The organism is Allokutzneria oryzae, assembly GCF_042429765.1.
Classification (GTDB): domain Bacteria; phylum Actinomycetota; class Actinomycetes; order Mycobacteriales; family Pseudonocardiaceae; genus Allokutzneria; species Allokutzneria oryzae.
Window position 1 is genome coordinate 73,004 of the sequence record NZ_JBHLZU010000019.1, and the last position, 21,964, is coordinate 94,967.

21 protein-coding genes and 1 pseudogene are annotated in these 21,964 nt (G+C 70.3%); 11 read left to right on the forward strand and 11 right to left on the reverse strand.

The features are described 5' to 3' along the window. Positions 1 to 65 precede the first annotated feature (65 nt). Positions 66 to 3,203 (reverse strand): efflux RND transporter permease subunit, encoded by a 3,138-nt coding sequence (locus ACFFQA_RS23670; RefSeq protein WP_377856199.1) that lies wholly within the window; start codon positions 3,201 to 3,203, stop codon positions 66 to 68. A 268-nt stretch (positions 3,204 to 3,471) separates the two neighbouring features. Between ACFFQA_RS23670 and ACFFQA_RS23675 the strand changes: the two genes are divergently transcribed. From ACFFQA_RS23675 to ACFFQA_RS23690, 4 genes are all read left to right on the forward strand, one after another. After that, on the forward strand, positions 3,472 to 4,455 hold the full coding sequence (locus ACFFQA_RS23675; RefSeq protein WP_377856202.1) for a TerC/Alx family metal homeostasis membrane protein: 984 nt from the start codon (positions 3,472 to 3,474) through the stop codon (positions 4,453 to 4,455). A gap of 73 nt (positions 4,456 to 4,528) precedes the next feature. Beyond that, on the forward strand, positions 4,529 to 5,242 hold the full coding sequence (locus ACFFQA_RS23680) for a response regulator transcription factor (protein WP_377856205.1): 714 nt from the start codon (positions 4,529 to 4,531) through the stop codon (positions 5,240 to 5,242). Next, on the forward strand, positions 5,239 to 6,720 hold the full coding sequence (locus ACFFQA_RS23685) for a sensor histidine kinase (protein WP_377856208.1): 1,482 nt from the start codon (positions 5,239 to 5,241) through the stop codon (positions 6,718 to 6,720). The genes ACFFQA_RS23680 and ACFFQA_RS23685 overlap by 4 nt, the downstream gene beginning before the upstream one ends. A 63-nt stretch (positions 6,721 to 6,783) precedes the next feature. Then, complete coding sequence (locus ACFFQA_RS23690; protein ID WP_377856210.1) at positions 6,784 to 7,215, forward strand: hypothetical protein; 432 nt, start codon at positions 6,784 to 6,786, stop codon at positions 7,213 to 7,215. An 18-nt stretch (positions 7,216 to 7,233) separates the two neighbouring features. On the opposite strand, the pseudogene ACFFQA_RS38050 reads toward ACFFQA_RS23690, so the two are convergent. The 5 genes and pseudogenes from ACFFQA_RS38050 to ACFFQA_RS23710 all read right to left on the reverse strand — a co-directional run. After that, positions 7,234 to 8,196 (reverse strand): annotated as a pseudogene (locus tag ACFFQA_RS38050) (ABC transporter ATP-binding protein); the annotation flags it as partial. Between the two features lie 5 nt (positions 8,197 to 8,201). Next, positions 8,202 to 9,194 carry an ABC transporter ATP-binding protein gene (locus ACFFQA_RS38055; protein WP_446681689.1) on the reverse strand — a complete coding sequence of 331 codons (993 nt, stop codon included), beginning with the start codon at positions 9,192 to 9,194 and terminating at the stop codon, positions 8,202 to 8,204. Beyond that, the gene (locus ACFFQA_RS23700) at positions 9,194 to 10,111 is read right to left on the reverse strand and encodes an ABC transporter permease (protein ID WP_377856212.1); all 918 of its coding nucleotides are present in this window, start codon (positions 10,109 to 10,111) and stop codon (positions 9,194 to 9,196) included. Before ACFFQA_RS23700 ends, ACFFQA_RS38055 begins: the two co-directional genes overlap by 1 nt. Next, entirely contained in the window at positions 10,108 to 11,136 is a 1,029-nt protein-coding gene (locus tag ACFFQA_RS23705; RefSeq protein ID WP_377856214.1) for an ABC transporter permease, read from the reverse strand. Before ACFFQA_RS23705 ends, ACFFQA_RS23700 begins: the two co-directional genes overlap by 4 nt. Before the next feature lie 3 nt (positions 11,137 to 11,139). Further along, entirely contained in the window at positions 11,140 to 12,879 is a 1,740-nt protein-coding gene (locus ACFFQA_RS23710; RefSeq protein WP_377856217.1) for an ABC transporter substrate-binding protein, read from the reverse strand. A gap of 171 nt (positions 12,880 to 13,050) precedes the next feature. Between ACFFQA_RS23710 and ACFFQA_RS23715 the strand changes: the two genes are divergently transcribed. Next, positions 13,051 to 13,878, forward strand: coding sequence for a M55 family metallopeptidase (locus ACFFQA_RS23715; RefSeq protein WP_377856220.1), 828 nt, complete (start codon positions 13,051 to 13,053; stop codon positions 13,876 to 13,878). A 25-nt stretch (positions 13,879 to 13,903) separates the two neighbouring features. Here ACFFQA_RS23715 and ACFFQA_RS23720 read toward each other — a convergent pair whose 3' ends face one another. Beyond that, entirely contained in the window at positions 13,904 to 14,686 is a 783-nt protein-coding gene (locus tag ACFFQA_RS23720) for a hypothetical protein (RefSeq protein ID WP_377856223.1), read from the reverse strand. Positions 14,687 to 14,837: 151 nt separating this feature from the next. Between ACFFQA_RS23720 and ACFFQA_RS23725 the strand changes: the two genes are divergently transcribed. After that, a complete protein-coding gene (locus ACFFQA_RS23725) occupies positions 14,838 to 15,644 on the forward strand; it encodes an alpha/beta fold hydrolase (protein WP_377856226.1) in 807 nt (268 codons plus the stop codon). Here the strand turns inward: ACFFQA_RS23725 and ACFFQA_RS23730 are convergent. Then, entirely contained in the window at positions 15,641 to 16,288 is a 648-nt protein-coding gene (locus tag ACFFQA_RS23730; RefSeq protein ID WP_377856229.1) for a class I SAM-dependent DNA methyltransferase, read from the reverse strand. The genes ACFFQA_RS23725 and ACFFQA_RS23730 overlap by 4 nt on opposite strands. 9 nt (positions 16,289 to 16,297) lie before the next feature. Further along, positions 16,298 to 16,741, reverse strand: coding sequence for a GNAT family N-acetyltransferase (locus ACFFQA_RS23735; RefSeq protein WP_377856232.1), 444 nt, complete (start codon positions 16,739 to 16,741; stop codon positions 16,298 to 16,300). Positions 16,742 to 16,821: 80 nt separating this feature from the next. Here ACFFQA_RS23735 and ACFFQA_RS23740 point away from each other — a divergent pair, with 80 nt between their 5' ends. Beyond that, positions 16,822 to 17,460 (forward strand): 4a-hydroxytetrahydrobiopterin dehydratase family protein, encoded by a 639-nt coding sequence (locus ACFFQA_RS23740; protein ID WP_377856234.1) that lies wholly within the window; start codon positions 16,822 to 16,824, stop codon positions 17,458 to 17,460. Here ACFFQA_RS23740 and ACFFQA_RS23745 read toward each other — a convergent pair. Further along, positions 17,435 to 18,382 (reverse strand): AraC family transcriptional regulator, encoded by a 948-nt coding sequence (locus tag ACFFQA_RS23745; protein WP_377856237.1) that lies wholly within the window; start codon positions 18,380 to 18,382, stop codon positions 17,435 to 17,437. The two genes, ACFFQA_RS23740 and ACFFQA_RS23745, sit on opposite strands and share 26 nt — an antisense overlap. Positions 18,383 to 18,481: 99 nt before the next feature. Here ACFFQA_RS23745 and ACFFQA_RS23750 point away from each other — a divergent pair, with 99 nt between their 5' ends. Genes ACFFQA_RS23750 through ACFFQA_RS23760 form a run of 3 tightly spaced genes read left to right on the forward strand, consistent with a single transcriptional unit; the run spans position 18,482 to position 20,159 of the window. Then, on the forward strand, positions 18,482 to 19,384 hold the full coding sequence (locus ACFFQA_RS23750) for an NmrA family NAD(P)-binding protein (RefSeq protein WP_377856240.1): 903 nt from the start codon (positions 18,482 to 18,484) through the stop codon (positions 19,382 to 19,384). Continuing rightward, complete coding sequence (locus ACFFQA_RS23755) at positions 19,381 to 19,809, forward strand: anthrone oxygenase family protein (RefSeq protein ID WP_377856242.1); 429 nt, start codon at positions 19,381 to 19,383, stop codon at positions 19,807 to 19,809. The genes ACFFQA_RS23750 and ACFFQA_RS23755 overlap by 4 nt, the downstream gene beginning before the upstream one ends. Positions 19,810 to 19,862: 53 nt before the next feature. Continuing rightward, positions 19,863 to 20,159, forward strand: coding sequence for a hypothetical protein (locus ACFFQA_RS23760; RefSeq protein ID WP_377856245.1), 297 nt, complete (start codon positions 19,863 to 19,865; stop codon positions 20,157 to 20,159). Here the strand turns inward: ACFFQA_RS23760 and ACFFQA_RS23765 are convergent. Further along, positions 20,105 to 21,052, reverse strand: coding sequence for a phosphotransferase family protein (locus ACFFQA_RS23765; RefSeq protein ID WP_377856247.1), 948 nt, complete (start codon positions 21,050 to 21,052; stop codon positions 20,105 to 20,107). The two genes, ACFFQA_RS23760 and ACFFQA_RS23765, sit on opposite strands and share 55 nt — an antisense overlap. Positions 21,053 to 21,144: 92 nt before the next feature. Between ACFFQA_RS23765 and ACFFQA_RS23770 the strand changes: the two genes are divergently transcribed. Continuing rightward, the gene (locus tag ACFFQA_RS23770; protein WP_377856250.1) at positions 21,145 to 21,936 is read left to right on the forward strand and encodes an alpha/beta hydrolase family protein; all 792 of its coding nucleotides are present in this window, start codon (positions 21,145 to 21,147) and stop codon (positions 21,934 to 21,936) included. The last annotated feature ends 28 nt before the right edge of the window (positions 21,937 to 21,964 follow it).

A 21,964-nucleotide genomic window follows, 5' to 3' on the forward strand; every position in this document is an offset into this window, starting at 1 on the left:
CGTCTTGGCCTGCGCAAACAACTGCCCCCGCCCGGAATGGGCGGGGGCAGTTGGCGGGATGCGGGTCAGGACGAGGGCGCGCGGTGCTTGGGCATCGGCTCGGTGACCGGATCGATCTCCTCCGGACGACGGCGGGTCATCCCGTCCACCACCGCGTAGAGCACCGGCACCACCACCAGGGTCAGCAGCGTCGAGCTCACCAGGCCACCGATCACCACCACCGCCAGCGGCTGCGAGATGAACCCCCCGCCGCCGGTCAGCCCCAGCGCCATCGGCGTCAGCGCGCCGATCGTGGCCAGCGCCGTCATCAGGATCGGGCGCAGCCGGTGCCGCCCGCCCTCCACGATCGCCTCGGTCGTGCCCATCCCGGACGACCGGTAGTGGTTGATCAGGTCGATCAGAACGATCGCGTTGGTCACCACGATCCCCACCAGCATCAACAGCCCGATCAGCGCCGGAACGCCCAGCGGGGTGCCGGTGACCAGCAGCAGCCCCAGCGCGCCGGTCGCGGCGAAGGGCACCGACACCAGCAGGATCAGCGGCTGCACCAGGCTGTGGAAGGTCCCCACCATCACCAGGAACACCAGCACCACCGCGGCCGCCAGCGCCACACCGAGATCGGCGAAGGCGTCCTGCTGCTGCGAGGTCGCGCCACCGATCTTGTAGGTCGCGCCCGCTGGCAGCTTCAGCGCGTCCAGCCGCTTGCTCAGCTCCGCACTGGTCGCGCCGAGGTCCGACCCGGTCGCGGTCGCGGTGACCGTGGCGCTGCGCGCCCCGTCGATCCGGGTCAGCTGCGTCGGGCCGGTCGTGCTGCGTACCTCGGCCAGGCTGTCCAGCCGCACCGGGCCGGCGAGCGTGGGGACCTGCAACGCCTCCAGGGCGTCCACACTCGACGGAGTGGCGGTGCCGCGCAGGACGACCTCCTGCTCAGTGCCGTTGATGACGATCTTGCTCAGCGTGGTCCCGCGCAGCGCCTCGCCGACGACCTGGCCGACCGCGGCCTCGGTGAGCCCGGCCCGCGCCGCGGCCTGCCGGTCGATCTTGACGTCCACCAGCGGTGCGTCGGCGGTGAGGTTGCTCGCCACGTCCGTGGTGCCCGGGGTGCCCGCGACGGTCTTGCGGACCTGGTCGGCCGCCGAGGCCAGCGCCGCGTCGTCCGGGGCCTGGACGACGACCTCCAGCTTCGAGCCGTCGAACCCACCGCCCGCCGCCTGCACCGACACCTTGCCGACCTCGGCCAGCGCCGCGATCCGGTCCCGCAGGTTCTTCTCGATCGCAGCCTGGTCGGCCTCGACGTCGGTGGTCACCGAGAAGGTCGCCGTGGTCGCGCCCCCGCCGGGACCGCCGAGGCCGGGGAAGCCCCCGCCGCCACCGATGGTGGCCTGGTAGGACTGCACGCCCTTGACCTGCCCCAGCACGCCCTCGACCTTCTTCGCCGCGGCGTCGGTGGTCGCCAGGCTCGTGCCCACCGGCAGCTCCTGGCGGATGGTCAGCGTGTTCTGGCCGTCACCGCCGATGAAGTTCGTCTTCAGCTGCGGCACCAGCGCCAGCGTGCCGACGAAGATGCCGACCGCGATCAGCAACGTCGTGGCGCGGTGGGCGATCGACCACCGCAGCACCGGCACGTAGCTGCGCTGCAACAGGCCCTTGCGCTCCTTCTCCTCGGCCTCGGCGCGCAGCGCGGCGGTGTCCGCTCCCGCGTCGGCGGGCTTGAGGAACCAGTACGCCAGCACCGGCACGATCGTCAGCGACACCACCAGCGAGGCCAGCAGTGCCACGGTGACGGTCAGGGCGAACGGCGCGAACAGCTGTCCCACCAGACCGCCGACCACCGCGATCGGGGCGAACACCGCGACCGTGGTGAGCGTGGAGGAGGTGACCGCGCCCGCGACCTCGCGGACGGCCGTGATGATCGCGACGCCCTTGGCCTCGCCGTAGCCGAGGTGCCGTTTGACGTTCTCCAGCACCACGATCGAGTCGTCGACCACCCGGCCGACCGCGATGGTCAGCGCGCCGAGGGTCAGCATGTTCAGCGAGTACTCCCCCATCCACAGCGCGATCAACGCGATCAGCACCGACAGCGGGATGGACACGGCGGTGACCAGGGTGGAGCGCACCGAGAACAGGAACACCAGGATCACCAGCACCGCGAAGACCAGGCCGAGCAGCCCCTCGGTGGTCAGGCCCTCGATCGAGCGCTCGACGAACGGCGCCTGGTCGAAGACCACCGTCAGCGCCGCGCCCGCGCCGAGCGCGGTCCGCAGCTGCGGCAGCTTCTCGTTGACCGCGTGGGAGATCGCCACCGCGTTGCCCTCCGGGCTGGCGGTGACCCCGACCCCGAGGCTGGGGCGGCCGTTGGTCCTGGTCAGCGCGGTGGACTCGGCCAGACCTTGCTCCACGGTCGCGACGTCGCCGAGCTTCACCGGCGAGCCGGGCCGCGTGCTCTGCTGGCCACCGGCCGCGGCGGGGGTCAGCGGCAGGTTCTTCAGGTCCTCCAGCGAGGAGAACGCGCCGCCCACGGACACCGAGTAGGACTTGCCGTTCTCCGTCAGGGTGCCACCGGGCAGGGCGATCCCGTTGGCCTTCAAGGCGTTGCTCACCGACAGCGAGGACAGGCCCGCCCGCAGCATCTTCGCCGTGTCCGGGGTGATGGTGACCTGCTGGTCACGGGCCCCGGTCAGCGCCGCCTCGCGGACGCCGTCGATGCCCTGCAGCTCCGGCAGCACGGTCTGCTTGAGCGCCTTGGCCAGCTGCTGCTCGTCCCCGCCGCCACTGGCAGCCAGCTGCACCACGGGAAGGTCGCTGGTGCTGCCCGCGACCACCCTCGGCGTGACGTTCTCCGGCAGCTGCGCGGCGATCCGGTTGACCGCGCGCTCGACCTCGCTGGTGATCGAGGACACCGAGGTGCCGTAGTCGAAGTTCACCTGCACCGTCGCCGACCCGGACCGGGAGAACGCGGTCGTCTCGGTCACCCCGGCCACGGTGCGCACGGCGCGTTCGATCGGGATCGTCACCTGGGACTCCACGATCGAGGGCGCCGAACCCGGGTAGGGCGCGACCACCGAGATCGTCGGCAGGGCCAGGTCCGGCAGCATCTGCTGCTTGAGCGCGGGCACCGCCCACGCGCCGAAGCCGGTGATCGCGATCGCGACCAGCGCGATGAGCCCGCGGTTGGCGAGGCTGAGCCGGGCCAGTATCGACATCTCGGGTGCGTCTCCTCGGTGCAGGGGTGGTGCCTACCAGCCCAGCACCTCCGCCCGAAGGACAGCTCCAACGAACCTGGAATTCCGCTGAAAGCCGGCTGCGACCTTGGTCACCCGCGCCAACCGGGCAGGTACACTGCGCGGCGAGGGGAGTACTTCCCAAGCGTCGTCCCGGTCATTACGAGCCCCCCGATGGGTCTCCCGGGCGGCCGCCCGCACCGGGTGAAGGAGACCTCAGACGCTGACCACGTTTGAGGAGCACCCTCTCGTGTACCCCCTTGCCTCCGAGGCGAGCAGCATCGGCTCGCCCGTGCTCTGGCTCGTCACGATCGTCGTACTGCTGGCGCTGCTGGCACTGGACTTCGTCATCACCCGCCGCCCGCACGAGGTGGGCATGCGCGAAGCGGTCGGCTGGTCGGTGTTCTACCTGGTGCTCCCCGTGCTGTTCGGCCTCTACGTGTGGCTGGCGCACGGCACGCAACCGTCGGTGGAGTTCGCCACCGGCTGGGTGCTGGAGAAGTCCCTGTCGGTGGACAACCTGTTCGTCTTCATGCTGTTGCTCAGCGCGTTCGCGGTACCCGAGGAGCTGAGACAGCGGGTCCTGCTCTACGGCATCGTCGGGGCGCTCGTGCTGCGCGCGGTGTTCATCGCGCTCGGCGCGGCGATCCTGCAGGCGGGCGCGTGGGCGTTCCTGGTGTTCGGACTCGTGCTGCTGGCCACGGCGGTGAAGATCTTCCGCGATGCCCTGCGGGGTGACCAGCACCAGCCGGACATCAACCAGATGCGCTCGGTGCGGCTGCTGCGGCGGCTGATGCCGGTGACAGAGGACTTCCGCGGGCCGCGCATGACCGTCCTGTCCGGGGGGCGCCGCGCGCTCACCCCGTTCGCCCTGGTCGTGGTGGCGGTGCTGGTGACCGACGTGGTGTTCGCGGTGGACTCGGTGCCCGCCGCCTACGGCGTCACCTCCGACCCGTACCTGGTGTTCGCCACCAACGCCTTCGCGCTGCTGGGGCTGCGGGCGCTGTACTTCGTGCTCCAGCACGCGCTGAGCAGGCTGCGCCACCTCAACCACGGGCTCGCCCTGATCCTGGCCTTCATCGGCGTGAAGCTCGGCATGACGTGGGCGCACCGCACGTGGCCCTCGGTGCCGGAGATCCCCACGGTGCTCTCGCTCGGCGTCGTCGTGGTGACCTTGGTGGTGGTGACGCTGACCAGCATGCGCGCCAACCGGCGGGAGCGGGCTTTGAGGTGATATTCAGGCTCCGGTCAGCCTGCTTGCAGCTGGCTACGCCAAGCTGCGGACACACGCGCGAGGAGAGGACCGGGTGAGCGCACAGGAGAAGACGCGGCTGCTGGTGGTCGACGACGAGCCGACGATCACCGCGCTGCTGAGCACCAGCCTGCGCTTCGTCGGCTTCGACGTCCGCACCGCCGGGTCCGGCACCGAGGCGCTCGCCGTCGCCATGGACTTCCAGCCCGAGCTGCTCGTGCTGGACGTGATGCTGCCGGATCTGGACGGCTTCGAGGTGACCAGGATGCTGCGGGCCCGCGGTGTGCAGGCGCCGGTGATCTTCCTGACCGCGCGCGACACCACCGACGACAAGATCACCGGGTTGACCATCGGCGGCGACGACTACGTCACCAAACCGTTCAGCCTGGACGAGGTCGTCGCCCGCATCCGCGTGGTGCTGCGCAGGGTCGGCGGTGACGCCACGGCCTCGGACGGCCGGGACCGCGCCGTGCTGCGCTTCGCCGACCTGGAGCTGGACGAGGAGACCTGCGACGTGCGGCGCGGCGGCCACTTCGTCAAGCTCTCGCCGACGGAGTACAAGCTGCTGCACTACCTGCTGCGCAACGCGGGCAAGGTGGTCAGCAAGGCGCAGATCCTCGACCACGTGTGGCGCTACGACTTCACCGGTGACGCCCGCATCGTGGAGTCCTACATCAGCCTGCTGCGCCGCAAGGTCGACATCATCGAGCCGTCGCTGATCCACACGCTGCGCGGCTTCGGCTACAGCCTCCGGCTGCCCCAGGCATGAGGCTGTTCCCCAGGACGAGGACCAGGCTGCGGCGGCTGTCCCTGCGGGCGCGGCTGCTGATCGGCGTGCTCGTGGTGTCGGCGTTCGGGCTGCTCATCGCCGCGGCCGCGGCGGCGAGCCTGCTCGGCACCTACCTCACCGCGCGCGTCGACGAGCAGCTGTCGGTGGTGCACGACGCGTTGTCGCACCTGGAGCGCAACAACGACCCGTTCAACCCGCCGGAGGGCTCGGCGCGGGTCCAGGGCATCCCGCACGAGTACGTGATCGAGTACCGCAGGACCGACGGCTCGCTGTCCCGGCGCTTCGCCAGCGACGAGCGGCCGCGCACGCTGCCGGACCTGCCGTCGCTGGACCTGGAGTCCGCCCGCGCCCGAGGTGACCAGCCGTTCGAGGTCAAGGCGCTCGGCGGCCAGCGGCACCAGGGCTACCGGGTCCAGGTCCGGGTGATGGACGGCGACCGGGGCGTCGCGGTGGTCGCCTTCGACACCACCAGCCGCGCGGAGACCGAGGGCAGCCTCGCGCTGATCGAGCTCGGCGTGGCCGTGGTGGTGCTGGTCGTGCTGACGCTGCTGGGGATGGCGGCGGTGCGCGTCGGGCTGAGGCCGCTGGAGGACGTCGAGCGCACCGCGGAGTCGATCATCGCGGGCGGTGACCTGTCCCGCAGGGTCCCGGTGCGCAGCGCGCCCGGCACGGAGATCGGCCGGCTGGCGATGACGCTGAACACGATGCTCACCCAGATCGACGGGGCCTTCCAGCAGCGCGCGGAGTCCGAGTCCCGCCTGCGCCGCTTCGTCGCCGACGCCTCCCACGAGCTGCGCACCCCGCTGGCCGGGATCCGCGGGCTCGCCGAGCTGCACCGGCAGGGCGCGGTCAGCCCCGACGAGGTCACCCGGCTGCTGAGCCGGGTGGAGGCGGAGTCGACCCGGATGAGCGTGCTCGTGGAGGACCTGCTGCTGCTGGCGCGGCTGGACGAGGAACGCCCGGCGAGCCGGGAGCCGGTGGACCTGATCCCGGTGGCGGCCGAGGCGATCGAGTCGGTGCGCGCACTGGACCCCGGCCGCCCGGTCTCGCTGGTGATCCTGCCCGAGGAGTCGCCGTCGGAGGACGTGCCGCCGCCGCTGGTGCTCGGCGACGAGCAGCGGCTGCACCAGGTGGCGGCGAACCTGCTGGGCAACGCCTTCGCCCACACCCCGCGCGGCACCCCGGTGACGGTGCGGGCCGGTGTGGCTCCGGACGGCGAGCACGGCGTCCTGGAAGTGATCGACCACGGCCCCGGGCTCACGGCCGACCAGGTCGAGCACGCCTTCGAGCGCTTCTACCGGGGCGATCCCTCCCGCACCCGCACCACGGGCGGCTCCGGTCTCGGCCTGTCGATCGTGGCGGCCATCGTCACCGCCCACTCCGGCACCGTGCACCACAGCCCGACTCCGGGCGGTGGAGCCACATTCACCGTCCGCCTCCCCCTCCTCCCCAGTTGACTCCCTGAAGACGCTGCGCCGCGCCGGTGGCAGGAGGTGATCAAGAGGGGGAAGGTGGAGGGCATGACGGAACACAAGAGCGGCACAAGGGTTCCCCAGGCGCCAGTGTGGTCCGAGCTGGTGCTGATGGGCGCGGGCGCTCTCACCGCCTGGTGGGCCCTCGGGGACCTGTCCGCGAAGGTGCCACCAGGGACGCGGTTGGACTACTTCGTCGAGCCGCCTTTTCGCAGTCCCACCACCGATCTCGTCCTCGGTGTCATCGGGCTCGCCGTCGCCGTGGTGATCGTCGCGCGGGCGAAGGGGATGTGGCGGCTGCCCTACGTCGGCGCCTTCGTGCTCGGTGGGGTGCTCGGGTTCTTCTGCAGGGTGCTCACCGCGGGCGTGATCGGCGCGAACATCGGCGCCGGGCTGGTGTTCATGATCGGGCTGCCGCTGGTCGCCGTCGTCGCCGCCGGGCTGTTCTGGCTCAGCAGAAAGCTGGCCCGCACCCCCTGAGGAGCGCGGGCCAGCCGATCAGACCTGCTCAGCTGCGGCGGTCGCCACGTGGCAGGCGACCTCGACGTCCTCCCCGCCGGAGAGGATCGGCACGTCCTGGGTCCGGCAGCGCCGCTCCATCTCCTCCGGCAGCCCCGCCGCCACCAGCGGGCAGCGGGGGTGGAACCGGCAGCCGCCCGGTACCCGGGTCGGGTCCGGGGGCTCGCCGGAGAGCACGATCGGTTCCCGCTCCTCCGACAGCACCGACAGCAGTGCCTGGGTGTAGGGGTGCTTCGGCGCGGTCAGGACCTGCTCGACCGGGCCGACCTCCACCAGCCTGCCCAGGTACATCACCGCGACCCGGTCGGCGATGTTCCACGCCAGGCCCAGGTCGTGGGTGACCACCAGTGCCGCCAGGTCCAGCTCCTCGCGCAGCTTCAGCAACAGCGCCAGGATCTCCCCGCGCACCGAGGCGTCCAGCGAGGCCACCGGCTCGTCCGCGATGAGCAGCTTCGGCTGCAGCGCCAGCGCGCCCGCGATCACCACCCGCTGCCGCTGACCGCCGGAGAGCTCGTGCGGGAACGCCAGGAAGTAGCGCTCCGGCGGACGCAGTCCCGCGCGTGAGAGCGCGTCGGCGACCAGCTCGCGTTCGTCGCCGGGCACCTTGTGGATGCGCAGGCCCTCCGCCACCGCCTCGTAGACGCTGTGCCGGGGGTTGAGCGCCCCCGTCGGGTCCTGCAGCACCAGCTGCGCCTGCCTGCGGTAGGCCTTCAGGCCCTTCGCCGTGGTCGGCAGCGCTTCACCCTCGAAGCGGATCGACCCCTTCGACGGCCGGACCAGGCCCAGCAGGGAGCGGGCCAGCGAGGTCTTGCCGCAGCCGGACTCGCCGACCAGCGCGACGATCTCGCCCTTCTTGACCGTCAGGTCCACGCCGTCCACGGCGCGGGCGGTGTCGCCGCCGCGCGCCTTGAAGTGGACGGACAGGCGCTCGGCCTTGATCAGCTCGCTCATCGGGCCTCTCCCACCGTCTCCGCCACCCGCACGCACGCCGCCTTGTGCTCCGGACCCGCTTGGCGCAGCAGCACGTCGGTGCTCTCGCACTCCGGGGTGGACACCGGGCAGCGCGGGTGGAACGGGCAGCCCGCGGGCAGGTCGGTCGGGTCCGGCGGGTCGCCGGGCAAGCCCTGCGGGGCCATCCGGGAAGCCGGGTCGCCGACCGTGGGGAACGCCGCCGACAGCGCCTTGCTGTAGGGGTGGGCCGGGTCGTGCATCACCTCGGCGCTCGGCCCGAGCTCCACCATCCGGCCCGCGTACATCACCGCGAGCCGCTGGCAGGTCTGGGCCAGCACCGACAGGTCGTGGCTGATCATCATCAGCCCGATGCCGGACTCGCGGACCAGCTCCGCGAGCAGCTTCAGCACCTGGGCCTGGACCATCACGTCCAGCGCGGTGGTGGGCTCGTCGGCGATCACCAGCCGCGGCCCGCACGCCAGCGCCATCGCGATCATCACGCGTTGCTTCTGGCCGCCGGAGAGCTCGTGCGGGTAGGCCTTGGCGTGCCGCCGGGGCAGGCCGACCCGCTCCAGCAGCTCGCCGACCGCGCGCGCCACGTCGGCGGGTGAGGCCGACTTCGCGCCCGCCCCGCCGTGCAGCGTGATCGGCTCGGCCAGCTGGTCGCCGATGCGCAGCACCGGGTTGAGCGCGTGCATCGCGCCCTGGAAGACCACCGAGGCGCCCGCCCAGCGGACCGCGCGCAGCCGGCCCCAGGACATCGTGCGCACGTCCTCGCCGTCCAGCAGCACCTCGCCGCCGATCACCGCGGTCTTGGGCAGCAGCCGCAGCACCGACATGGCCAGGGTGGACTTGCCGCAGCCGGACTCCCCCGCCATGCCGAGGGTCTGCCCGGCGTCCAGGGTGAGGTTGACCCCGCGCACCGCGGGCACCAGGCCGCGCCGCGAGCGGTAGTCGATGGTCAGGTCGCGCAGTTCGAGCAGCGACATCAGCGCTCCCCTCGCAGCCTCGGGTTGAGCACGGTCTCCAGGGCCCTTCCGCACAGGGTGAAGGCGAGCACCACGGCCACGATGCCCAGGCCGGGCGGCAGCAGGTACCACCACGCGCCGGTGGTCACCGCGCCGTTGCTCGCCGCCGACTTGAGCATCGACCCCCACGTGACCAGGGTCGGGTCACCGAGGCCGAGGAACGACAGCGTGGACTCGGCGATGATCGCGCTGGCCACCGCGAGCGTGGTGTTGGCGAAGACCAGTGGCAGCACCGAGGGCAGCACGTGTTTGGTGATCACGTGCGCGTGCCCGCCGCCGAGCGCCTTGGCCCGCTCGATGTAGGGGCGGGCCTCCACCGACAGCGTCTGCGCCCGGACCAGGCGCGCGGTGCTGGGCCAGGAGGTCAGGCCGATCGCCAGGACGATGGTGAACAGGCCGCGGTCGAGCACCGTGGACAGCGCGATGGCCAGCACCAGGGACGGCAGCACCAGGAAGAAGTCGGTGAAGCGCATCAGGATCGCCGAGACCCACCCGCCGAAGTGCGCGGACAGCACGCCGATCACGGTGCCGATGACCACCGACAACAGCGCCGCCGACAGGCCGACGGTCAGCGAGACGCGCGCGCCCCACCACGTCAGCAGCAGCACCGAGCGGCCGTTCTCGTCGGTGCCGAGCGGGTAGTCGCCGCTGGGCGCGCCCAGGGTGGGGCCGTTGACCTTGGTGACGTCGAGCTGGGTCTCGTCGGAGAGCACCGGGGCCAGGATCGCCAGTGCCGCGATCAGCCCGAGCGCGATCAGCCCGGCGAGGCCGCTGCGCTGGACGCGGAACTGCTGCCACGCCCGCGAGGCGGCTTCCTTGCGGCGCGCCCACGCGAGCGCGGCCGGGGTCTGCTTGGAGCTTGCGTTGGACTGGGTCATACGGCACGCACCCTGGGGTCGAACACCCGGTAGAGCAGGTCGGCGACGACGTTCATCGCCACCACGCTTCCGGCGAGCACGGTGAACACGCCTTGCAGCAGCGGCAGGTCGGGGTAGCTCAGCGCCTCATAGAGCAGCAGGCCGAGGCCCGGCCAGGAGAAGACCGTCTCCACCGTGATCGCGCCCTGCACGACGAGGCCGAGGTGCAGGAACACCAGGGTGATCGCGGGCAGCATCGCGTTGGGCACGGCGTGCTTGCGGCGCACCATGTCCTCGCGCATGCCCTTGGCGCGGGCGGTGTTCAGGTAGTCCGCGCCCATCTCCTCCAGCAGCGAGGAGCGCATCACCAGCTGGTACTGCGCGTAGACGACCGCGACGAAGGTGATGCACGGCAGCACCAGGTGGTGGGCGGTGTCCAGCAGCTGCGGCAGGAACTCCTTCGGCGTGCTCGGGTCGACCATGCCGCCGGAGGGGAACAGGTTGCCGGTCACCATCAGCAGCAGCAGACCGAGCCAGAACGTCGGGACCGACCACAGGGTCAGCGCGACGCTGGTGGTGGTGCGGTCGAAGCGGCTGCCGTGCTGCCAGGCGCCCCGGATGCCGATCCACATGCCGAGGATCACCGCGAGGATGGTTCCGGTGCCCACGAGCAGCAGGGTCGGACCGACGCGTTCGAGGATCATGTCGCCGACGGGACGGCTGTAGGCGTAGGACGTGCCGAGGTCGCCTTGGAGCAGCCCGCCGACGTAGGTGAGGAACTGCTTCCAGAGCGGGTCGTCGAGGCCGAAGCGGACGCGCAGCTCGGCGATCGCCTCCGGGGTGGTGGGCCGGCCTCGGGTCATGGTCAGGACGGGGTCACCCGGCAGCACGCGGAAGAGCAGGAAGCCCAGAGCCGCGACGAAGGCGACGCTGACGATCGCGCCGCCGAGCTTGCCGAGGACGAAGCGCAGGGTGCCAGACGAGGGCCGCCGGCCAGATGTGGCCGGCGGCTCCGTCTGCTCACCCGGGGTGAGCAGGTCAGACAACTCTTACTCCCGGTCGTCCGAGGACACCTTGCGGCGCTTGGAGATCACGACGAGTGCGATGCCGCCGACGACAACGACCGCGATCACGATGCCGATGATCAGGCCGCTGTTCGAGGAGGAGCCGCCGCCCTGGGCGTCGGCGGGAACGGCGCCGTAGTAGCCCCACACGCCGTTCTGCTCGCGGATCACGCCGTTGGACTCCGGCTGCTTGGTGAAGCTGGAGAACCTGTCCGAGCGGTACGCCTCCATGGCGTTCTCGTAGTAGAGCGTCAGCGCGGGCCGGACCTCGTTGTAACGGGCCTGCGCCTGCTTGACCAGCTCGGCGCGCTTGGCGCGGTCGAACTCGGCGAGCTGCTTGGCGTAGATCTCGTCGTAGGTCTTGTCGCACATGTTCGCGCCGGAGGTGCCGCCCTTGCCGTCGGCGCCGGGGCGGGCGGAGCACAGGTGCAGCGACAGGATGTAGTCCGGGTCGGGGTTGGTGCCCCAGCCGGAGAACGCCAGGTCGTAGTTGCCCCTGGTGGTCTGCTCGTTCATCTGGTTGCCGGAGATCGTGGTGAAGTCCACCGCGATCCCGATGTCGGACATCCAGCGCTTGATGTACTCACCGGAGACCAGGTCGTTGGGCCGGTCGTTGCGGGCGTAGAGCCGGAACTTCAGCTCCTTGCCGTCCGGGCCGACGCGCACGTTGTTCGCGCCCCTGGGGTAGCCGGCCTCGTCGAGCGCCTTGTTCGCCGCGGCCGGGTCGAACTTGTTGGCCTCGGCGGCGGTGGGCTCCCAGTGGAACTCGGCGAACACCGGGGGGATCAGGCCCTTGCCCTGCTCGCCGAAGCCCTGGAGCACGCGGTCGACCAGCACCTTGGTGTCGATGCCCTGGCTGACCGCCTTGCGGACGCGGACGTCCTTGAGCGCGGGGTGGCCGTCCCCGATGGCGGTGTTGTCGCGGCTGGTGGCGCCGGGGTTCATCAGCAGCTCGCTGAAGCGGCGGCCCTGGGCCTTGTTCAGCGTGATGTTCGCGTCGTTGCCCAGCGCCTGGTACTGGGTGGCGGTCAGCCGGTTGATCAGGTCGACCTCACCCTTGCGCAGGGCCTGCACCGCGGCGTCGCTGTTCTTGAAGTACAGGAACTGCAGCTCGTCGATCTTCGGGGCGCCGCGCCAGTAGTTCTTGTTCGCCTTGAGCCGGATGAACTGGTCCGGCTTGTGCTCGGTCAGCACGAACGGGCCGGAGCCCACGACCGGGAACTGGTCGTTGGCGAAGTTGGCGATGTCGGTGACCTTGGACCACACGTGCTCCGGGACGATCGGGACGTCCAGCGCGAGCATGGTCGCCTGCGGCTTCTTCGTCTTGATCACCAGCGTGCGCTCGTCCTGCGCGGTGACCTTCTCGAAGTTGCTCGTGAAGCTGCCGTTGGCGGTGGCGGCGGCGTCGTTGGTCATCATCAGGTTGAACGTGAAGGCCGCGTCCTTGGCGGTGATCGGCGCGCCGTCCGACCACTTCGCGTTGTTCCTGATGGTGTAGGTCCAGGTCAGCTTGTCCGGCGAGGACTCCCACTTCTCCGCGAGCCCCTCGGCCGGGGCGTTGTCCTTGGCGGCGTTGGTGTTGAGGAAGTCATACATCAACCGGCCGAGCTCGGTGGAGGACTGCAGCACCGCGAGGAACGGGTTGAGCGAGTCGATGTTCTGCAGCAGCCCGACCCGCAGCACCGCCCCGGGCTGTTGCTCCTGGGCCTGTGCGGGCACGGCCACGGGAGCCGCCAGTAAAGCGCCACACACCAAGGCGCTGAGAAAACCTGCCAACCGGCGACCTGCCGACATTGTTCACCTCACCCTTCTCGCTGGGTGCGAAGAAATAACCACTTGATCGACCATGAAGTCAACGAGTACCTAAAACGGCGGCCAAGACGTAACGTGGTCGCCGTGCGGATCTTGATCTCAGCGGACATGGAGGGCGTCACCGGGGTCACCTACGGCGGTGACGTGCTACCAGGCAGCCCCGGATGGCAGCGCTTCCGCCCGGTGTTCACCGGTGACGTCAACGCCTGCGTCGAGGGACTCTACGCGGGCGGTGCGACAGAGGTGGTCGTGAACGAGGCGCACAGCTCGCAGCGCAACCTGCTGATCGAGGAACTCGATGTCAGGGCGCGGATGCTCACCGGAAGGCACAAGCCGCTGTCGATGATGCAGGGCGTGGACTCCGGCGTGGACGGCGTGGTCTTCATCGGCTACCACGCGGCGGCCGGGCAGAACGGCGTGCTGGCCCACACCTACCTGGAGAACACGGTGACCGGGGTCTACCTCGACGGCGTGCTCGCCAGCGAGGGCAGGCTCAACGCGGCGCTGGCCGCCGAGCACGGCGTCCCGGTTCTGATGATCACCGGCGACGACCGCTGCTGCGTGGACGCCGAGTCCTACATCCCCGACGCCGAGCGCGTCGCGGTCAAGGAGTGCGTCAGCCGCTACGCCGCGATCTGCCTGCCCCCGGCGAAGTCCTGGGAGCTGATCCGGACCGGAGCCGAGAAGTCCATGGCCCGCGCCGGGCGTGTCGCGACCGCCCCCGCACCGCACCGCATCGAGGTGGAGTTCGACGCCGCGCACCTGGCGATGGCCGCCGCGGTGATCCCCACGGTGGAGCAGGTGGACGTGCTGCGGGTCGGCTTCGACGCTCCGGACATGACCGAAGCGATGAAGTGCTTCAAGATCGTCTGCGCCATCGCCTCCGGGGCCACGGAGCCGGGCTGGGGCTGAGCAGTCATCGTCCACGGCATCGCGTTCACTTCGGCGCGGACGGGTGCCACACCAGGACGTTCATGGCGATCTGGTCACGAGTGTCCGTGTGGATGATGACGACGCGAGCGAAGGCCCCCTCCGTTGTCTTCACGCAGAAAGCCTTGCCAGGCCGAAGCTCCGCCCCCGAGCTACTCCGCCTGTAACCAGCGGTTACGCAGTCATCGAAGGTCGCATCCGGCTTGACAGGTGCCATGTCGCGGATGGCTGTGAGAGAGCCAAGGTCGTAACCGAGGTCCGCCTCCTCGGACAAATAGACGCTGCCACGCTTCGAACCCCAGTCCAGGCTGTCGGAGTCCAAGTCCACGCTGTAGCCATCGGTGAGCAGCACCGGCCTGTTGCTCACCCGCTTCTCGGCTGGTGACTTGGTACTGGTGACCGGAACTGGCGGTGGAGTCGTCGATGAGGGCGGTTCTGAGGTAGTGCTGCTCGCACTGGGCTTTGCTGTGGTGGCCGGAACCGTGGTGGACGGGACGGCGGCGCTACCGCTCGCCTTTGTGCTCGTGTCCACCACGCCCCGAGTAACCACAACAGTCACCGTCACCGCGCCCGCCACGATGCCGACGACAGCCAGCACCACCCAGCGGTCAACGGGCTTGCCGAAGCTCGCCACCAGCTGGACCGTGCCGAGCAGCAGGGCGACGAGCCCGAGGACTACGGCCACATCTCCCGTTGAACTGGCGACCAGCGTCACCACGGCCGCAACGTCGGCGATGATGCCGACCAACCACAGCCGCTGCGACACCGGTTTCTGTTGCTCTGACTGCATGCTCACAACTCCCCCGCACCCCCATGATCGAGATGGCTGGCCACCCTACTGGGTGGGACCGCTCTGCGGACACCGGAGTCTGTTCGTGCCTGTGGGCCACGTGAACGGGCGTGCGCTAGGCGGCTCTTCGGCTGGGGCTAACGTCGGCGGCATGACGCACACCTTTGGCGACGTCCGGTGGCGGAAGCTTGGTGAGCCCGGGAACCCGCCCGTGGTGCTGTGCCACGGCACCCCGTTCTCCTCCTACGTCTGGCGCGCCGTGGCTCGCGTCCTGGCACGGCACTACGAGGTGTTCCTGTGGGACATGCCGGGCTACGGCAGCTCGGCGATGTTCGACGGGCAGGACGTCTCCCTCGCCGCGCAGGGCCGGGTCTTCGCCGATCTGCTCGACCACTGGGGCCTGACCGAGCCGCTGGTCGTCGCGCACGACTTCGGCGGAGCGGTGTCCCTGCGCGCGCACCTGCTGCACGGCGCCCGCTACCGTGCCCTCGCCCTGGTCGACCCGGTGGCGCTGGCGCCGTGGGGCTCACCGTTCTTCCGGCTCGTCGGCGCGAACTCGGCGGTCTTCGAGCAGCTCCCGCCCGCGCTGCACCGCGCCCTGGTCCGCGAGTACGTCAGCTCCGCCAGCAGCAAGGGCCTGCACCCCGACGTCCTCGACAAGCTGGTCGAACCGTGGCTGGGCGATCCCGGCCAGGGCGCGTTCTACCGGCAGATCGCCCAGTCCGACCAGCGCTTCACCGACGAGATCCAGGGCCGCTACGGCGAGATCGACATGCCGGTCCTGGTCTGCTGGGGCGAGGACGACACCTGGATCCCGATCGCCAAGGGCCACGAGCTGGTCTCTCTGATCCCCGGCGCCCGCTTCGAACCCATCGCCGGGGCGGGCCACCTGGTCCAGGAGGACGCGCCCGCCGAGCTCGCCGCCGCCCTCCTGGACTTCCTGCCCAGGAACGCCTAACCGAGCGCCCGGGCGATCAGGTACGCCTGCCGCGTCTTCTCCTCCGGGTCCGGCTCGCGCTCCGCCCGCGCGTACACCTCGAAGCCCGCCTCGTTCAGCAGACCGGCCACGAGGTCGGGGCTCCTGCGGTAGAAGTCCAGCGACAGCTTGTGGCCGAAGCCCTCGTCGTAGTGCTTCAACTCGTCACCGGACTGGAAACCCAGCACGAGATGACCGCCGGGCACCAGCGCGCGGCGGAAGTCGGCGAAGACCCCCGACAGCTGCTCCAGCGGGACGTGGATCGTGGAGTACCAGGCGCAGATCCCACCCAGGCTGCCCTCCGCCAGGTCCAGGGCCGTCATCGAGCCCTCCTCGAACCGGATACCCGGCCGCTTGCGCCGCGCCAGCTCGACCATCTCCGAGGACAGGTCGATGCCATAAATGTTGAGCCCCAAGGACTTCAGGTACTCCGTGACATGACCTGGCCCGGAGCCGACATCCACGGCGTCGGTGTTTCCGCTGGCGCGCACCAGTTCGGCGAACACGGCGAGCACCGCGCGGTCCACGGGCTTGTCGTCGATCCCGTTCTTGAAGTTCTCGGCGTAGTCGATGGCCATGGCGTTGTAGGAGTTGCGCGTGTCGCGCAGGAAGTCCGGCTCAGTCACGCGAGAACCCTAGTCATCGACGAAGCCCGAACGACAGGTCATTGCTATCGCCGAAGTGTTGCGCGGGTGGTGGAACGTCCGGAGCCACCGATAGCCCGAGGCGCGCACGAACCGGATCGCCAACAGCTTGAGCGCCAACGACAATCCGCGTCCGCGCTCCGCCGCGAGCACACCGGTCATCTCGGTGAAAGCCGTGTCCTTGTCCCGGTGCAGCGAGGTCATGGTCATCCCGATCCACTGCCCGTCGCGCAGCGCGAGAACGACGCCGTCCTTGGTGACACCCGGGGCCTCGATCCGCTGAGCCACGTACTCGTCGTAGGTGAAGAACTCCCCGCGCTCCGGGATGTCGGCCGAGCACGTCTTGTTCAGCTCATACAGCGCGCGGCGATCATCAGTCTCCGCCATCGTCGTGAAGTCGACGCCGGACGCCCGCGCCCGGTCCAGATAGGGCACGAACTCCGCCCCGTCGAGCCGTCGACATCCAGCTTGAGACGCACCCAGTCCACCGTGATCAGGCAGCGTAGCCTGTCGTGATGACGCCGAACCGACTGCGCAGAGCCGACATCTCCACCGCGCTCGTCGACACGGAGTGGCGCTTCGTCCTCGGTTCGCTGCGCGCCTCGGTCGCGGTGACGTCCTTGGCAGAGGCGGCGGAGGTCGCGGCGCGCTTGGCGCCCACCGGCGAGGGCCTCACCTTGGACCTGCGCCGCGATCGCGTGGCGCTGACCATCCAGTCCGACGGCTGGGTCACCGCGGCCGACGTGGCACAGGCCAAGCGCATCGCCGATCTCGTCGAGCTGGGCAGCACCGGCCGGTCGGAGCAGGTCGTGGAGCTCGCCATCGACGCCATGGACATCGCCCGCGTGCGGCCGTTCTGGCGCGCGGTCCTGGCCTACACCGACGAGTCGGGCGCCGGGCCGGAAGACGGCGTGGTCGATCCGCTCGGCCAGGGGCCTTCGGTGTGGTTCCAACGCATGACCGAGCCCCGCCCGCAGCGCAACCGCATCCACTTCGACGTCGCCGTGCCGCACGACGAGGCCCAGAAGCGGATCGCGGCGGCCCTCGAAGCGGGCGGAACGCTGATCGACGACGAAGCGGCGCCCGCGTTCTGGGTGCTCTCCGACCCGGAGGGCAACGAAGCCTGCATCACCACGTGGCAGGGCCGGGACTGACCGACCCCGGAGACACACCGACCACGCGCTTGAACGCACGGCTGAACGCCGCCTCCGACTGATAACCCAGGCGCCCGGCCAGCTCGGCGACGGACGCTCCCTCGGTGCGCAGGACGTCCAGCGCCACGAGCATCCGCCACCGCGTCACGTACTGCATCGCCGGTTCCCCGACCAGCTCGGTGAACCGGGCGGCGAACGCCGAACGCGACATCGCCAGCTCCGCCGCGAGAGAGGCCACCGTCCACTCACGCTCCGGATGACGGTGCACCAGCGTGAGCGCGCGGCCGATCTGCTTGTCCCGCAACGCCCCCAACCAGCCGGTGCGCGCGGACGGGTCGTGCTCCAGCCAGGACCGGATGCCCTGGATCACCAGGATGTCCGAGAGCCTGGTGATCACCGCCTCGCCGCCGGGGCGCAGCGCGCCCGCCTCCGCGGCGATCAGCCGGAGCGTGCTCTGCGTCCACTCCGCCTGCGGTGAGCCCGCCGGTTCGACGTGGATGATCTTCGGGAGCAGGTCAACCAGGTAACGGGCGGTCGGGTGGTCGAAGCGGACCGCCCCGCACACCAGCGTCGTCTCCGCGCCGCCCCCGCCGTGCCGGAGGACCGCGTAGCGGTCGCTGACGTAGTCGTGCGGCAGTTCCTCGATCGCGGGCACCGGCGCGTCGGGCGCGTCGCGCAGGCTGTGGCCTTCGCCGTGCGGGACGAGCGCGAGGTCCCCGGGCAGCAGCGTGCGCGGTTCGGCTCCGTCAACCTCCAGCACGCACCGGCCCGCCGTCACGACGTGGAACCACAGGCAGTCCGCCATCGCGGGCAAGGTCATCCCCCATGGCGCGCTCAGCTCCGAGCGGCAGTAGAACGTGCCCGTCATCCGCAGGAAATGCAGCGCCTCGGCGAGCGGGTCGGGTGCGACATCGGCCTTCACCACTCCAGTGTGCACAGTCCAGTCAAGCTGGACGATCGAGCATGAGATAGCGACAGAAAGTCATAGATAGTCCACGAGCAAGCCAGCAGAGTGGATGGCATGCAGAACGAACTGATCACCGTGATGGGCGCGACCGGCAACACCGGCCACGAGATCACCCAGCGGCTGCTCGCCGCCGGGCACCGCGTCCGCGCTCTGGGCCGGTCCCAGGACAAGCTCGCCGAGCTGACGGCGGCGGGCGCCGAGACGGCCGCCGGGGACGCCGCCGACCCGACCTTCCTCGCCGAGGCGTTTCGTGGCTCCTCGGCCGTCTACACGCTGCTCCCGATCGACGTGACCTGGGCGGACTTCCACGCCGAGGTCGGCGCCATCGGCTCGGCGATCGTCGAGGCGGTCCGCGTCGCGGGGGTCCGGCACGTCGTCGCGCTCAGCTCGCTCGGTGCCGAACTGCCAACCGGAACGGGCTTCCTGACCAGTCTGCACGCCCAGGAGCAGCGGTGGAGCACCCTGCCGGAGGTCAACGTCCTGCTGCTGCGGCCGGGCCTGTTCTTCGAGAGCTTCCGCGCCGCGCTCGGCCTGATCGAGGCCGAGGGGATCAACGGCGACTCGGTCGCCCCTGACGTCCGCATCCCGATGATCGCCACCCGCGACATCGCCGAGGTGGCCGCCACCGCCCTCGCCACACGCGACTGGCACGGCATCGTCGTGCGGGAGCTGCTCGGTCAGCGCGACCTCAGCTACCGCGAGGCGACGACCATCCTCGGTGAGGCGATGGGCCGCCCGGCACTGCCGTACGTGCAGTTCGGTTACGACGCGATGACGCACGCGCTGGTCGAGTCGGGCTTCTCGCAGGATGTCGCCAGCCAGCACGTGGCGATGACACACGCGTTCAACGAGAACAGGGTCGTCCCACTGCGGGGCAGGACACCTGACAACACCACTCCGACGAGGTTCGAGGACTTCGCCTCGGAGCTGTTCGAGGCTCACCGGAGGCCATCATGATCACCACCGTGCAGACCCTGGTCATCGTCGTCGGCGGCCTGCTCGGGGGTGTGTACTTCGCGTTCTCCACCAGCGTCATGCCCGGACTGCGGCGGCTGCCCGCGGCGCAGGGGATCGCGGCCATGCGCGCGGCCAACGCCGCGATCCTCAACCCGGCGTTCATGCTGGTGTTCTTCGGAGCGCCCCTGGGCGGCATCGCGCTGGCCATCCTCGCGCCGTCGCCCCTGGTGATCACCGCGGCGGTGCTGCACGTGGTGCCGAGCCTGCTCCTGACGATGCTGGTCAACGTGCCGATGAACAACGCGCTCGACGCCGCCGACGCCGATGACGAGCAGGTCTGGAACCACTACCTGACGAAATGGACGCTGTGGAACACCGTCCGCGCCGTCGCCTGCGCCGCGGCCACCTTGCTCCTGGTGATCTGAGCCCAGCCACGCGTCGAGCGCTACCGTGGGTTCATGATCGATGGTCTCCGCACATGAAGATCCACGAGATCCGGATCTCCGGCTGCACCGACACCGAGGCGATCGCCCGCCTGCTGTGCCCGGTCGAGGAGCACGACGGCCCGTGCGAGGTGCCGTGGAGCCTGGCAGCCCACGACGGTGACGTGGTGCTCGGCATCTACGCCGACCAGCGCAAAGCCGAGGAGATCGCTAACCGGGTGCGCGAATTCGCCGGCGACGCCCGGCCGGTCGTGCTCAGCGATGCTGACCCCTCCTTCTACGAGGAGCTGGTGGAGCAGCACCGGATCGAGTCGAGGAGTGCTTCGAGGTAATCCTCAAGGCGGCACGCGAGAACGGCGGGTGTCAGGTCGGTTCGGCCCACCTCCCGCCAGGGCACGGCGACCTTCTCCGCGTCCGGCGCGAAGGCCAGCGCGTCCAGCAGACGCCAGTACAGGTGATCGGACGGATCTTCGCTGAGCGCTCCTCCGGCCGCGAGGTACTGCTCGGCGACCCGCATCCCGGCAGGCACGCCATGCAGCAGGGCGATCGCGGTGGAGCAGTGGGCCACGTCCAGGTCCGCCGGCCCCCAGGACGTCTCCACCCAATCCACGACCCCGGTGATGGCCAGGTCTGCGCCGTGCCCGGTGAAGAGCACGTTGCCGGGATGGAAGTCGCGGTGCAGGAAACACGGCCGGTACGCCGGAGGGTCTCGTCGGATGACCTCCACAGCCCGGCGCCACAGGACCGGCCGCGTCGTGTCCTCGGGAATCCGCACCCGATCCGGATCCGTCCACGCCTGGTAGGTGCGCGGCCGTGCCGACTCCGCGACGTGCAGCCGGTGAACGGCGACGAGCTGACGGGCGAGGAGCGTGATCTTGCGGTCGACGTCGTTCTCGTCGAGCCGAATGCTTCCTGGCAGCAGGGACATCAGCAGCGAGGGGTGATCGCAGTGCTCGGCCGAGGCGTCGACACCGTGCAGCCGCGCGGCCGGCACGTCCGTGTCCGCGAGGAGCCGGAGGACATCGGCTTCGCGCGTGAGCAGACCGAGCGCGTGCCGCACGTAGAAGGGCTTCACGAAAGACCGGAGCACCAACGAATACGGACTCCCCCGTCCCTCTATGTCCAGCCGCCACATCCGTGAGGTCCAGCCGCCGCGCAACGCCTCGGTCGACCGGATGCGGTCTCCGGGAGGAAGGTTCCGCTCGACCCATCGGTGCGTGTTCACGGGCGGGAAGCCTAGGGTCTGTCAGGTAGGCCCTGGTTCCGCTGGTGGCGTAACCGATCCCTGGCACGCGACCGTGGTCCTACAGTGGCCGCATGGACTCACCGATCACGGGCATGGCCGCTGGCGTGCCGTTCACCGCCCTGCCACCGGTCGGCGACAGCCCCGCGCCGCTGATCGTCACCTGGCACATGCTGGACGCGCCGAGGTCGGACGCCGCGTTCGCCGCCGCGTTGCCGATGAACGGCCTTCGCGCGTGGCGGGTGCACCTCGGGATGCCGATGTGCGGGGCGCGCATGGTCAACGGCAGCATGGACGCGGGCATGGAGCTGGTGCGCAAGGACGTCCTGATGGCCTTCCTGTACCCGTTCGTCCGGCAGGCGTTCGAGGAGTTCCCGGCCGCGCTGGCGTCGATCCGTGAGCAGCTGCCGGTCGACGACGGTCCGATCGGCGTGCTCGGCGGATCGCTGGGCGGGGCCGTCGCGCTGCGAGTCCTTGCCGAGACCGACACGCCGATCTTCGCAGGCGCCGTCGTCAACGCCGCCATCCGGATGCGGTCTGTCGTCGATCTGTTCCCGGGCGACTACCCGTACGACCCCGGGTCCGAGAAAGCCGTCGACAGCCTGGACTTCATCCCCAAGGCCGATGCGATCGCCGCCCACGCGCCCCTGCTGGTCGTCAGCGGAGAACTGGATCACCCGGGCATGCGCTCCGACGCGCTCCGCCTCGTCGACGCCTTGGGGGAACGGTCCGAACTGCTGTCGATCCCCGACTTGGCGCATCCACTCGCCGACGAGCCCGGCATCGAGCCAGCACCACAGCTGCCGCAGGCCCGCGAGGTGGACGCCGGGCTCACCGCGTGGTTCCGACGTCACCTCGGGTCCTAACGCCCGCCCCGCACGTCGCCCCCGTGCC